10 protein-coding genes are annotated in these 12,584 nt (G+C 40.8%); 4 read left to right on the forward strand and 6 right to left on the reverse strand.

Going from position 1 to position 12,584, the window contains the following annotated elements; translation table 11 throughout:
- Together VFM80_RS05110 and VFM80_RS05115 are read left to right on the forward strand one after the other, a co-directional pair.
- On the forward strand, positions 1 to 1,442 hold a 1,442-nt coding region (locus tag VFM80_RS05110; protein ID WP_395070220.1), incomplete at its 5' end, for a TonB-dependent receptor plug domain-containing protein.
- 511 nt (positions 1,443 to 1,953) lie between these two features.
- On the forward strand, positions 1,954 to 5,616 hold the full coding sequence (locus VFM80_RS05115) for a vitamin B12-dependent ribonucleotide reductase (RefSeq protein ID WP_395070222.1): 3,663 nt from the start codon (positions 1,954 to 1,956) through the stop codon (positions 5,614 to 5,616).
- Positions 5,617 to 6,431: 815 nt separating this feature from the next.
- Here the strand turns inward: VFM80_RS05115 and VFM80_RS05120 are convergent.
- The gene (locus VFM80_RS05120) at positions 6,432 to 6,659 is read right to left on the reverse strand and encodes a hypothetical protein (protein ID WP_395070224.1); all 228 of its coding nucleotides are present in this window, start codon (positions 6,657 to 6,659) and stop codon (positions 6,432 to 6,434) included.
- On the reverse strand, positions 6,647 to 6,850 hold the full coding sequence (locus VFM80_RS05125) for a hypothetical protein (RefSeq protein WP_395070226.1): 204 nt from the start codon (positions 6,848 to 6,850) through the stop codon (positions 6,647 to 6,649). Before VFM80_RS05125 ends, VFM80_RS05120 begins: the two co-directional genes overlap by 13 nt.
- A gap of 314 nt (positions 6,851 to 7,164) precedes the next feature.
- On the opposite strand from VFM80_RS05125, the gene VFM80_RS05130 reads away from it, so the two are divergent.
- Together VFM80_RS05130 and VFM80_RS05135 are read left to right on the forward strand one after the other, a co-directional pair.
- The gene (locus tag VFM80_RS05130; RefSeq protein WP_395070228.1) at positions 7,165 to 7,782 is read left to right on the forward strand and encodes an inorganic pyrophosphatase; all 618 of its coding nucleotides are present in this window, start codon (positions 7,165 to 7,167) and stop codon (positions 7,780 to 7,782) included.
- Positions 7,783 to 7,842: 60 nt separating this feature from the next.
- Entirely contained in the window at positions 7,843 to 8,829 is a 987-nt protein-coding gene (locus VFM80_RS05135; protein ID WP_395070229.1) for a cation diffusion facilitator family transporter, read from the forward strand.
- Positions 8,830 to 8,888: 59 nt separating this feature from the next.
- Here VFM80_RS05135 and VFM80_RS05140 read toward each other — a convergent pair whose 3' ends face one another.
- The 4 genes from VFM80_RS05140 to VFM80_RS05155 form a co-directional block, all read right to left on the reverse strand.
- Positions 8,889 to 9,617: a phenylalanine 4-monooxygenase gene (locus VFM80_RS05140; RefSeq protein ID WP_395070231.1), complete on the reverse strand. Its 729-nt coding sequence runs from the start codon at positions 9,615 to 9,617 to the stop codon at positions 8,889 to 8,891.
- A gap of 93 nt (positions 9,618 to 9,710) precedes the next feature.
- On the reverse strand, positions 9,711 to 10,862 hold the full coding sequence (locus VFM80_RS05145; protein WP_395070233.1) for a hypothetical protein: 1,152 nt from the start codon (positions 10,860 to 10,862) through the stop codon (positions 9,711 to 9,713).
- A gap of 96 nt (positions 10,863 to 10,958) precedes the next feature.
- The gene (locus VFM80_RS05150; RefSeq protein ID WP_395070235.1) at positions 10,959 to 11,531 is read right to left on the reverse strand and encodes a hypothetical protein; all 573 of its coding nucleotides are present in this window, start codon (positions 11,529 to 11,531) and stop codon (positions 10,959 to 10,961) included.
- 72 nt (positions 11,532 to 11,603) lie between these two features.
- Positions 11,604 to 12,494 (reverse strand): aldo/keto reductase, encoded by an 891-nt coding sequence (locus VFM80_RS05155; RefSeq protein WP_395070237.1) that lies wholly within the window; start codon positions 12,492 to 12,494, stop codon positions 11,604 to 11,606.
- Positions 12,495 to 12,584: the final 90 nt, after the last annotated feature.

Here is a 12,584-nt window from a genome sequence, read left to right on the forward strand (position 1 = left end):
GCATGAGTACCTTATACGGTTCTGATGCCATTGCCGGAGTAATAAATATTATTACAAGGAAGTCATCGGATGAGAAAATTAAATTCCATGCAAAAACCGCATACGGATCTTTCAATACAAACGAGCTGTCTTTAGGAGCTAATGGGAGATCAGGCATTCTGGGATATTCTGTAAATCTTTCCAGAGATTTTACGGAGGGAATTACAGAAGCAGATCCGGGTCAAAATTCAGGCTTTAATAAAGATGGCTTTGAACGCCGGGCAATATCAACCCGTATTTCTTTAGATGCTTTTGAAGGATTCACCATAACCCCGTTTCTAAATTATTCAGACTATGACGGTGATTATGACGCCGGGGCATTTGCAGATGGTGATAATCGGTATGAAGCAAGTTTATTGAACACCGGCGCCCGGGTGAATTATGAAACAGGTGACCTGGAACTTAGACATGCCACTACTTTCACCCAGACAGAACGAAAATTCACGGATGCCTTTGGAGTATTCAACCCATCGGCGTCCCTTTTGAATTCAGATCTTTTTGGTATGTATAATAAATTCGAAAGTGTACGCTTTTTGGCCGGGTTCAATGTACAGGAGCTAAATTTTGAACTCAATGGGATAGACGAGGGCTCACAGATACTAAGTCCTTATCTAACGGCCTATTTTGAATCAGGTTTCGGTTTGAATGGTGAATTAGGAGTCCGGTTAAATGATCATTCTGAATATGGCTCTAACTGGACCTTCAATATTGCGCCTGTATATAATGTTAATGAACAGGTTAAGCTTCTCGCGTCTGTAAGCTCAGGATTTAAAGCACCGACTTTAAATGAATTATTTGGCCCGTTTGGATCAAACACAAACTTGAAACCCCAGCGCAGCCTTACTTTTGATACTGGAATAGAATTCAATTCTTCTGACATGAAATTCAGCGGAAGCGTAATATATTTTCAGAGAAAGATAGATGATCTGATCTCTTATGATTCTAACCTGGGATATATAAATTTGAATGAGCAAAATGATTCCGGAATTGAAGTAAAAATGGAGTATTCATTGCCATTAACACAGGCAGAGGTATTCTATAACTTTCTGGACGGTGCGATCACTCAGAATGGAGAAGAGACGGATAACTTAATTCGGCGACCTGATCATAGTTTTGGGTTAAAAGTAAGTCAATTGATCACAGAAGAATTAAGAGTGAACTTATTTGGAAAGTATGTTGGAGAGAGAGAAGATGTATTTTTCAATACCAATAACTTTATGAATGAAAGTGTTACACTCGACAGCTATGTGTTGGTAGATCTGGATATACAGTATAAATTCTTGAATGATAAGCTCGATCTATTCGCCTCGGTCAATAATTTGTTGAATGCGGATTACACCGAAGTTTATGGCTTCAATACCCCCGGAATTCATTACAAAGCCGGGCTTAGGTTCTCATTTTGAGCATTAATAATATGAAGCTTATTGATAAAAGAAAGTAGAAAAAATAACGCTTTTAATTTTATTAATTAATAGGTGTCTATTAAATTAAAATATTTAAAAATATGAATTAATAATAAATTTAAAATTTATTATATATGCATTCATTTAAAAAATTGTTATGTGGATAACTTTAAGAAATAGAATTAGTCCATAAGTTCCTAAAAAGCCCTTTATTTTTATTAAAGGGCTTTTTTTATTTGGATTTTGATCGTAATAATATTTTGTATAAATAATTATACAAGAAATATTCAACTATAACGGTTGATTAAAGTAGCGTTTTGAAATTCAGAAAATATAATGTGGATAAGTCGGTGTTTTTGTGGAAAAGTAATTGAATTTTTTCTTGCTGAATCACCTTCACTCGTCTATATTAATTCGTACTTCTTTAGGAGATAAGATTTCGGGATTAACTAAAAATCGTCTCTCATCAATGAAGGTATAAATGATAACATTAAGTTAACGAAGTACGCCAATGAAATTTACTCGCTTCTATACTAAGACTGACTGGAAGACTCCATTTGATAACATAGAATTTGCAACACGCACCTCTGAAATTAAAAACCCTGATGGCTCTCAGGTATTCCATATGGAAAACGTTGTGGTTCCTGATGAATGGAGCCAGGTTGCAACAGACGTAATTGCCCAAAAATATTTCCGCAAAGCGGGTGTACCGGCAAAGCTCAAAAAGATCAAAGAGAAGGGTGTTCCAAAATGGTTGCAGCGATCAGAGGCAGATGAAAAAGCGCTTAAAGAACTTCCTGAAGAAGAGCGTTTTACTCATGAAATTGACAGTAAGCAAGTCTTTCACCGATTGGCGGGTTGTTGGACTTATTGGGGATGGAAACACGATTACTTTGATAGCGAGGATGATGCAAAGGTTTTTTACGATGAATTGGCTTACATGCTGGCCAATCAAATGGCGGCTCCTAACAGTCCGCAGTGGTTCAATACCGGGCTTCACTGGGCATATGGGATCAATGGTCCAGCTCAAGGGCATTATTACGTAGATGGAAAAACAGGTGAACTTAAAAAATCCGAAGATGCTTATACGCATCCGCAGCCGCATGCGTGTTTTATCCAAAGTGTGGATGATGACCTTGTGAATGAAGGCGGTATCATGGATCTGTGGGTCCGTGAAGCTCGTCTTTTCAAATATGGATCCGGAACCGGAAGTAACTTCTCCCAGATCCGAGGCGCTGAAGAACCATTGAGCGGCGGAGGAAGAAGTTCAGGTTTGATGAGCTTCCTGAAGATCGGAGATCGCGCAGCGGGAGCCATTAAGTCAGGCGGTACTACACGCCGTGCTGCAAAAATGGTAACGCTGGATCTGGATCATCCCGATATTGAAGAATACATCAACTGGAAAGTTCGGGAAGAACAGAAAGTAGCTGCCCTGGTTGCCGGTTCAAAATCGGTTCAAAAGCATCTCAAGAATATTATCAAACTTTGCCATACTCCTGTGGAGATCGAAGGCAGAACTTTCAACGGAGCTATGAGTCGCGACCCGCTGAAGAATAAAGCTCTTGCTGATGAGATCAGAAAAGCGAAAAGGAATCAGGTTCCTCTTAATTATATAGAGCGTGTGATTCAGCTAGCCGCCCAGGGATTCACCGATCTTGAATTTGATACCTACGACACTGACTGGAATTCAGAAGCCTACTCAACCGTAAGCGGACAAAATTCCAATAACTCCGTTCGTGTGCCTAACTCATTCATGAAAGCAGTGAAGGATGATGGCGACTGGCATTTGTATGGACGGGTTGAATTGGAAGATGCGGAAGAAGAAGGCCGCGATCCAAAACCCATGAAAACCCTGAAAGCCCGTGAGCTTTGGGATGACATTGCATACGCAGCATGGTCGTGCGCCGATCCCGGAACGCAGTATCACGATACCATCAACGAGTGGCACACATGCCCCGAAGATGGCCCGATCAAAGCAAGTAACCCTTGCTCAGAATATATGTTCCTCGATAACACGGCATGTAATCTTGCTTCTCTGAACCTGATGAAGTTTTTCAAAGGCGATGGCGAGTTCAAAGAATTTGATATGAAGTCGTTGGAATATGCTTCCCGTATGTGGACAGTTGTTCTCGAGATCGCTGTATTGATGGCTCAGTTCCCATCCAAAGAAATTGCAGAACTTTCGTATGTATTTCGCACGCTTGGGCTCGGTTATGCTAACATCGGTGCAGCGCTGATGGTGCAGGGACTTCCTTACGACAGTGAAGAAGGAGCTGCTGTTGCCGGCGCTGTTACTGCAACCATGCACATGACCTCTTATGCAACTTCTGCCGAAATGGCGAAGGAGCTTGGTACTTTTGAAGGCTACGAACGCAACAAAGAGTATATGCTCAAAGTGATACGTAATCACCGTAGAGCAGCCTACAACGCTGACCCTGAGGAATATGAAGGTTTGACGGTGAAGCCGATGGGAATCGATGCTTCCATTTGTCCTGATTACCTGGTGAAAGCGGCTAAAAAAGCTTCTGATAAAGCACTGAAGCTTGGTGAAAAACACGGATACCGAAATGCGCAGGTAACGGTGCTCGCACCAACCGGAACTATTGGTTTGGTGATGGATTGTGATACCACAGGAATTGAGCCTGATTTCGCTTTAGTGAAATTCAAGAAGCTGGCCGGTGGCGGATACTTTAAGATCATTAATCAGGCTGTGCCTAAAGCACTGGAGAATCTTGGTTATTCCAGGAAGGAATCTAAAGAGATCATTAATTATGCTAAAGGTTCTGGCTCGCTTGAGGGTTGTCCTCACATTAACGCTGACAGCCTGTTGGAGAAAGGATTCACCAAAGAAAAACTGGAAGCTATCAATGAGGCGCTTCCGGGCAGTTTCGATATCAAGTTTGCTTTCAATCAGTGGACACTCGGCGAAGATTTCTGCAAAGAAGTTCTTGAGATCTCTGATGAACAGCTCAACGACATGAACTTCAACATGCTGCGTTTCCTCGGATTTAGCAACGAGCAGATCCAGGAAGCTAACGATTATGTGTGTGGTACCATGACGATTGAAGGTGCTCCGCATCTGAAAGAAGAAGATTACGCGGTATTTGATTGTGCGAACCGTTGCGGACGAATTGGAACCCGGTTTATTTCTGCAAAAGGACACATTCGTATGATGGCTGCTGCTCAGCCGTTCCTTTCCGGTGCTATTTCGAAAACCATCAACCTTCCAAATGAAGCGACCATCGAGGACATGAAAGATGCCTACATGGATTCATGGGAGATGATGTTGAAAGCAAATGCGCTGTACCGGGATGGCTCGAAATTGAGCCAGCCGCTTAATAGTATGGCTGATATACTTGAAGAGATCGATGAGGAAGAAGATGCACCTGTAGATGCTGAAACTTCCATCGCTCAGGATAAAGTGCTTGAGGTAGCCGAGCGAATCATTCACAAATATGTGGCTCGCCGACAACGACTTCCATTCCGTCGTGAAGGTTATACCCAGAAAGTGAAGATAGGCGGACAAAGCGTGTACTTGAGAACAGGGGAATACGACAACGGTCAGCTAGGTGAGATCTTTATTGATATGCACCGCGAAGGCGCTGCTTTCCGAAGCCTGCTGAACTGCTTTGCGATCTCTATATCACTTGGATTGCAGCACGGCGTGCCACTGGAAGAATTCGTGGATGCCTTTGTATTTACCAAGTTTGAGCCGAGCGGTATGGTAAATGGAAACCCACATGTGAAGATGAGTACTTCGGTTATCGATTACATCTTCCGTGAGTTAGCCGTTACCTACCTCGGCAGAGAAGACCTGGCACATGTGCCCGCTGATCAGATCGAAGCACGTAATTTACGCCCAACAGCAGATGCAAATCCTGAAGTGGACAGCGCTGAATTTGATCGCGATACAAGTAATAATGTTACAGCGCGTGCTCCGGAACCAACACCTGAGCCTGCACCAAAAATGGCAGATACATCACAGACCGCTGTAGAAAACAAAACAGCACAGGAGACGGTAGTGCAATCAGACAGTTATGAAAGCGACTACGATAAAGCCAAGCAAATGGGCTACACCGGAGAAGCGTGCCCTGAGTGCGGCAGCATGACCATGGTAAGAAACGGCACGTGCATGAAGTGTATCACTTGCGGATCTACTACTGGTTGTAGTTAATGGTTATTGGTTAATTCGTTAATGGGAAAACAGTTACCATTAACGAACTTATTCAGTAGAGAGAATTAGGGATGGCCTGGCTGAGATAAGCCGGGCCTTTCTATGATTTTAGAAAAGTGATCTTTGAAAATTTGAAGTAGTTAGTCACAGTCAAAGTGTCTGTGTAAGCAATAATGCATTAAATTAATCCCTAAAATAATATGGCTAAAAAAGGGACACTCCATCCAGTAGAGAGTAGTTACTGGGACAAAACCTTAATTGGTATGGACGAGAGAAAGAAAACTCGCGTAAAAAAAATAACCATTACTCTAACAAACGAACGTTAGACGTAATGGCTATTAAGTAGATTAATAACCCCGTAAAAGAGACCGGAGAACTTGCACTTCTCTAGGTCTCAAGGAGGTTAAATTCGTATCCAATTATAATTAACCTGAGAGTTTGTTACAACAAATAAGTTGGAGTTTTACAAGTATTAGAAAACTAATTGTTTTCCACATAATTAGCAGTTTCCCACAATTGTTTTATGCTCGTTCCCAATCATCAGTTTGGAAATGTAGACTGGGACTATTGGTCCAACTAAGCTAAACAGAATTTTACATGGAGAACAGGATAAACCCTGATCGGTAAGTAACCGGTCGGGGTTTTTTTAATTGAAGGAATCCTAAAGTAACTTTTCCAAAGTTACATGGGGTATCATGAAAACTTCGATATCAGATAACTTTGGAAAAGTTGGAAAATCTGAGATAAAGATCTTTTTATAAGTTTTTTACTTTCTTTAGAAAAGGGTTAAACAGACTATAGATTTTCTAAATCATCTAAATACCTATGTCTTCCTGAAGCTCGTTTGTTCTTTTTAAATCTTCAAGAGATATAAAATTAACTTTCACATCATCAACAATTGCTTGTTCTTTAGCTGAATAAGCTTTTGCGAAATTAACCCCATCAATTTCATTAATGATGTCAATGAAGTGAGGAGGATAGCCGATCTGGATGATGGAGTCAGGTTTTGAGAAATCTTCGGCAGATAGATTTAAAGAGCCCATTCCAAAACTTTGCAGTACCTGGATGAGATTTCGGTAGAAGATTCAACCCAGAAATCAATATTACCAGTGTAGCGGGGATGGCCATAATAAGCAACGGCATATCCACCGACAATCAAATACTTAACCCTGTTCTTTTTTAACAACTCTACAAACTCTTTGAAGTCGGGTGGGAAGACCTTTGAGTCGTACATATTGTTGCCTCAGGGTTTCAAGAGCTGCAAGTCGTTCTTCCGGAGATCTACTCATCCAGTACTTCCGGTCACTTTCTTGCTCTTGCTTTGTTGTAATTTTTATTGATTGTTCCATAACAAAAAATACAAAAATATGGAGCAAATTGCTCAATAACGACTTAGCCCCAAAGCTATTTAATTGAATTCTACAGAAGCAGTTGTGGTGTACAAGCTTAAATCGGCTTTGCTTCAACATTGAATATTGAATGTTCCAAAGCATCTATCCGTGAATACATTTACCTTTTAGATGAACTTCAATCACAGCCTTTCCCATTATGGCAAACTTTCCCAATCCTTTCTTCCGCTGGAGGCCTCATCCCTGGCACGGACTTGAAGTCGGCTCCAATCCCCCAAAAGTTGTAAATGCTTTTATCGAACTCACTCCGTTTGATACCATCAAATATGAGGTGGACAAGAAGACCGGATACATGCGTGTGGATCGCCCGCAGCGAAGTTCTTCATTACCTCCATCACTCTATGGATTTATTCCAAGAACCTATTGTGGGGATCAAGTCGGTGAACTTTCGAGTCAGGATGTAAAAGGCGATGGAGATCCGCTGGATATTTGTGTATTAAGCGAGCGGCCCATCGACCGAAATGAGGTGATCCTGAGTGCCAGAGTGATCGGTGGTTTACATATGGTAGATCAGGGAGAAGCCGATGACAAGATCATTTCGGTATTGGACAATGACACGTATTACAAAGACATTAACAGTATAGAAGATCTGCCTCCGGTTTTGATCGAAAGACTCCGCCATTATTTTGGCACCTACAAGCTCATTCCCGGAAAAGATACCAATGATGTGTATGTAGAAGGTATTTTTGATGAAAAACATGCTTATAAAGTCATTGAAGCCTCGATCGATGATTACGAAATGATGTTTGGTGAATAGAGGGAACATCAAACAGCGAGCAAGGAACATTGAACACCGAAGTTATTATTGTGTGATCCAATGACGAAGGGAAAAGAGAATATAAGGGTGCAGAAGTTTATCGTGGGGGTGGCCATATTGCTCTTTGCCATCAAGATGGCGGCATGGTATTTCACCGGTTCTGTTGCTGTTTTAACCGATGGACTGGAAAGCATCGTTAATGTGATCTCCGGTTTCGTTGGACTTTACAGCCTGATGCTTTCTGCAAAACCCAAGGACTCAAATCATCCATACGGACATGGGAAAGTGGAATTTATCTCAGCAGGAATTGAGGGGACGCTAATAACTCTTGCCGGGCTGTTTATAATAGCTGAAGCCATTCAAAGCTTTATAGAGCCGGTACAATTACAAAAGCTTGATCTTGGAATTCTTCTAATCGCTTTCTCTGCAGTTATCAATTATGGTTTTGGCTGGTGGGCGTATAGAACCGGAAAAGAAAATAACTCCCTGGCACTTCAGGCAAGCGGCAGGCATCTGCAAACCGATACTTATACGACCATCGGTATCATTGCCGGACTGATCCTTATTCGCTTTACGGGAATTTTATGGCTGGATGGGGCTGTGGCCATTTTATTTTCCCTGATCATTATGCGAACCGGCTATCGTATTTTACGGGAAGCTGTGGCAGGGATCATGGATGAAACAGATGATGACTTGCTTGAAGAGCTTATTAGTTTTTTACAGAAAAACCGGCAGCCAAAATGGATCGATCTTCATAACCTGAGGATCATCAAATACGGAAGCATTCTTCATGTTGATTGCCATCTTACACTTCCGTGGTACCTGACTGTAAAGGAGGCCCATGCAGAGTTAGATAAGATCGAGGAGTTGATCACGAAGAAGTTTGGCAACAGGATCGAGATCTTTATACACACTGATTACTGTATGGAATTTTCCTGCCGTTTATGTCAGGTAAGGGATTGTGAAGTCCGCCGGCATGAGTTTGAAAAGGAGATCATCTGGACGGTTGAAAATGTGGCTTCTGATGGGAAGCATCAGCTTAGTTAGGCATCTACCTCAATCATAAGCCACCGATCTCACTTATTCATTTCTTATGAGATAACCCATTAAGCCATCTCAGAATGTTCCATCAACGATTCTTCTAAGTTCTCTATAGAACGGAAGAGCTGATCGAAACTTTCAAGCTCATAATACTTGGTTTGAATTTCACTGGTGATGAAGTCTTGCTCTATCACATCAAATATATCGTAGGGCTTAACCTCCACATTGTCATTCATAACGTGATCGGTTTCACCGGAGGAAGAAATTATTCCCGCTCCATAAATCAGGGTAGAATTTTGTTCTTTGATCAGCCCAAATTCAATAGTAAACCAGTACAACCGCTGAAGCTGAGTTACTATTTTTTTGTTATCAATATACTTAACTCCCAGAGCACCAAGCTTTTGAGCAAAATCGGCATACGACTCATTCATAAGCAGGGGTATGTGGCCGAAAACATCGTGGAACATGTCAGGCTCTTCAAGATAATCAAGCTGACTTTTACTCCTCAGCCATGTTGAGGCACTGAACTTCCGATTTTCAAGCAGCGTGAAGAAATCTTCAACGGGTATCAAACCCGGCACTACAGAGATTGTCCAGCCATGTTTAGCGGATAGCACTTCATTCAATTCTTCGAATCTTGGAACAGCCTCGGCATGCAAAACATTTTCTAATTCTGCAAGGCAGGATAAATATTCGGGGTGAGCTTTTCCGGGTAAATTTTTCAACTGTTTGGATGCTAAAATATTCCAAACTTCGTGATCTTCAAGGGTATAATTCTTGTATTTTTGGCGCATTGTAAGTTATAATAAGATGAATAGTTGTTGCTACTTAACTATGGGTGAAGTGCTATAATTCCTAAAAAAGCTCTAGGTTCATGAATGATTTATTTACAAATAATCACGTAGATCGATCCCAAGCTCATCCCCATATTTTTTAAATAATTTAATTTTATAATCGGGTACCAGTTCGGCCTTTTTAGCGGCGATCTCTTTAGCCAATCGGTTAGGTAGGATAAAAGATTTTGCGTGTGTCCCGAGCTCCTTAGCGATCTTATCTTGCAGGGGCTGAAAGACACTGTCCTTGATGTTATTTATTCTGTTGGCTTCTTTTCTCATGGCAAGGTATTCATCCCTGCTCATCGTCATACTGGCTTTCTTTGACTTGGATAGGTTTTGTTTTTTAGCCTCTTTTCGGCTTTGTTCTAGAACCTGATGCAGCTTTTTCTGAAAATCATCATTTTTAAGCTGTCCAAATATTCCTTTGGTATTCTGCCATTTATTAATTTTCTGGGGATCGGTTGCGAGAGTCTCCACCAGCTTCTTATGAACTAACTGATAGACCGGTTTATTGTATTTTTTCGCAGCTGAATCAAAGAACTCCATCAAAGAACAATATATGTGCCATTCAAATACTGACATATCATTTTTATCCTTTTCTTTGATCAGGTTGTTGTGGTCTTCATCGCTGTAGTCAAGCTGATCAAATACTGCATTTTCTTGTTTGATCCATTCCAGTATTCCTTTTTCCTCAGCTCGTTTGTCTAATTCTTTTTTGAAGTCAAGAAGATATATCACATCATGAGCGGCATATTCTTTTTGATTCTCTGTAAGTGGACGTTTGTACCAGTTACTTTGCTGAGATGAACTGTTAACCTCAATATCCAATACTTCCTTGATAAGATTGGTAAGTGAAGCCGGTTCGAAATTGAGCAGGCTTGTGGCTGCATCCAGATCATAAAGGTTCTTGGGAAAGCAGCCCAGAGAATGAAAAAGACGAAGGTCTTCTCCAAAAGCAAAAACGACTTTTTGGATATTAGGATCTTCAATGGGAGGGAAGATAGTTTTGATGTCCAGGTTTCCACTCAAAGGGTCGACCAGGTAACAATCTTTGCCATCGTAAATTTGCATCAGGCACATATCGAAGCCATAACGGTATCGGTTACGGTCGAACTCAAGGTCAATTGCGAATTGCTGTACATTATTTAATGATGAAGCCAGTTTTTGCAATTCATCGTTTTCAGTGATGGTTTGAATAGTCATAAATAAGTTTAGGTAAATATTCCAGGGACAAGGTATCAAGAATGAACGGGAAATTCCGAAGACCAGGCTATAATAATAGTTTTGCGATGGAGATGATCAGTGTGAGTCGGTTTTCTTTTTAACGATGACTTCCGGGTTTGAATATTCCGCATATTCTTGCAATCGTTCAACTATCAATTCATTCCAGCGTAATTGAGCCCTCAGATCTAGCGAATAATTTGTTGCTTCATCATATTCTTCCTGCGCCTCTCTTAATGATTGTTCAATTTCTTCACTTAATTCGGTGAACCGTTCAACAGTTAAAGTACCTGCTTCCATTTCTTCTTTAACCCGCTTTCTGTATATCCTGGAATATAATTCTGTCAAATTAAAGTGCCCTTGTTCGTGCTGAAGCAACAGCATGATCTTGCTTCTGCGCCATGAAAGTTCTTTATTAAAAAAGGCTGTTATGGTAGCTTTGTAGTAAGTAAGAGTAAAGTCGTACTGAGCTTTAAAACCGGTAAAAGAATAGGCTCCATATTGTAAAAACTGATCCGGCTGTTTTTCGAAATCATCCCAGGTCAATTTGTAACCTTCTGACCAATAGACATGACTACTATCCGCAATCTCTTGCCGTGCATAGAGATTGGCAGAAAAGCATACGGCTAATATGAATACAAAAATTTTCATAAAGATGAATTAATAAGACATAATATCTATTGTTTCATGAAAATTTAAAAGAGCGGGTTTGAGCTAAATTGATCACCGATGTTTTTCGTACATATTTGGCTCTAAAAGTGAAGAAAGATCTTCTAATTTATCTTCTGAAATAGGAACCTCATAATTTTGCATGATATCAGCAAGCTGAGCCTGTGTTCTGATTCCCAATACGGCCGAAGCAACTGCAGGGTGCTGTTGAACATATTGAATGGAAGCAGCTATTGGATTTTCGGCATCTTTAACTGCTGATTGCATTTTCTGAACTTCGGCTTTTGAGTAACCGAGGTAGTCCTTAGCCGGTTTATCGATCAGCATCCCCTTTGCTAATGTCTCGCGGGTAACTACACTGACATTATTTTTAGCGAGCAGGTCAAGCATCTCTTCTTCCGGCCTGCGATCTAATAAACTGTATTGCATCATCACGCTGTCTATATTTGATCGGTTCACATATTCTCTGATCACATTCGGGCGAATCGAGGAAATTCCATACGCCCTGATCTTCCCATGTTTTTTAAGTTGTTCAAATGCCTCAATTATATCATCAATGGGATCGTCAATAGTTCCGCCATGTAATTGGTAGAGATCGATATGATCTGTTTGAAGTCTTCTAAGGCTTTCGTTCACTTCAGTCAAAATAAGCTCTTTAGTTGGATTCCATTCCCATCCGGAACCATCCTCCTTCCATACATTTCCCACTTTGGTAGCTATCAAAACATCATCTCGAATTGATGCCAAAGCCTTTCCCACTAATTCTTCATTCAGGCCTTTATCATAAAGATCTGCTGTATCAAAAAAATTTATGCCATTATCGTGGGCTTTCCGAAGCAGAGAAGATGGTGAATCCTTTTTATTCTGAATTTCAAGAGACATACAACCGAAGCCTATTTGGCTGATCTTAAGATCTGATGTTCCGAGTGGATTGTATTTCATCATGTGAATAAAAATTTAACTGCATCCTCTTTAATATAATTCTTTGTAAGAGGGAATGATTCCCTTTAGACCTGATGCGATAAATATTTCAGG

It is taken from the genome of Gracilimonas sp. (genome assembly GCF_035704785.1).
Classification (GTDB): domain Bacteria; phylum Bacteroidota; class Rhodothermia; order Balneolales; family Balneolaceae; genus Gracilimonas.

What these genes read in the sequence shown, in the direction of transcription:
- VFM80_RS05115 (WP_395070222.1), top strand. Translation starts at nt 1,954, where the DNA reads ATGAAATTTACTCGCTTCTATACTAAGACTGACTGGAAGACTCCATTT.
- VFM80_RS05120 (WP_395070224.1), bottom strand. Translation starts at nt 6,659, where the DNA reads ATGGGCTCTTTAAATCTATCTGCCGAAGATTTCTCAAAACCTGACTCC.
- VFM80_RS05125 (WP_395070226.1), bottom strand. Translation starts at nt 6,850, where the DNA reads ATGTACGACTCAAAGGTCTTCCCACCCGACTTCAAAGAGTTTGTAGAG.
- VFM80_RS05130 (WP_395070228.1), top strand. Translation starts at nt 7,165, where the DNA reads ATGGCAAACTTTCCCAATCCTTTCTTCCGCTGGAGGCCTCATCCCTGG.
- VFM80_RS05135 (WP_395070229.1), top strand. Translation starts at nt 7,843, where the DNA reads ATGACGAAGGGAAAAGAGAATATAAGGGTGCAGAAGTTTATCGTGGGG.
- VFM80_RS05140 (WP_395070231.1), bottom strand. Translation starts at nt 9,617, where the DNA reads ATGCGCCAAAAATACAAGAATTATACCCTTGAAGATCACGAAGTTTGG.
- VFM80_RS05145 (WP_395070233.1), bottom strand. Translation starts at nt 10,862, where the DNA reads ATGACTATTCAAACCATCACTGAAAACGATGAATTGCAAAAACTGGCT.
- VFM80_RS05150 (WP_395070235.1), bottom strand. Translation starts at nt 11,531, where the DNA reads ATGAAAATTTTTGTATTCATATTAGCCGTATGCTTTTCTGCCAATCTC.
- VFM80_RS05155 (WP_395070237.1), bottom strand. Translation starts at nt 12,494, where the DNA reads ATGATGAAATACAATCCACTCGGAACATCAGATCTTAAGATCAGCCAA.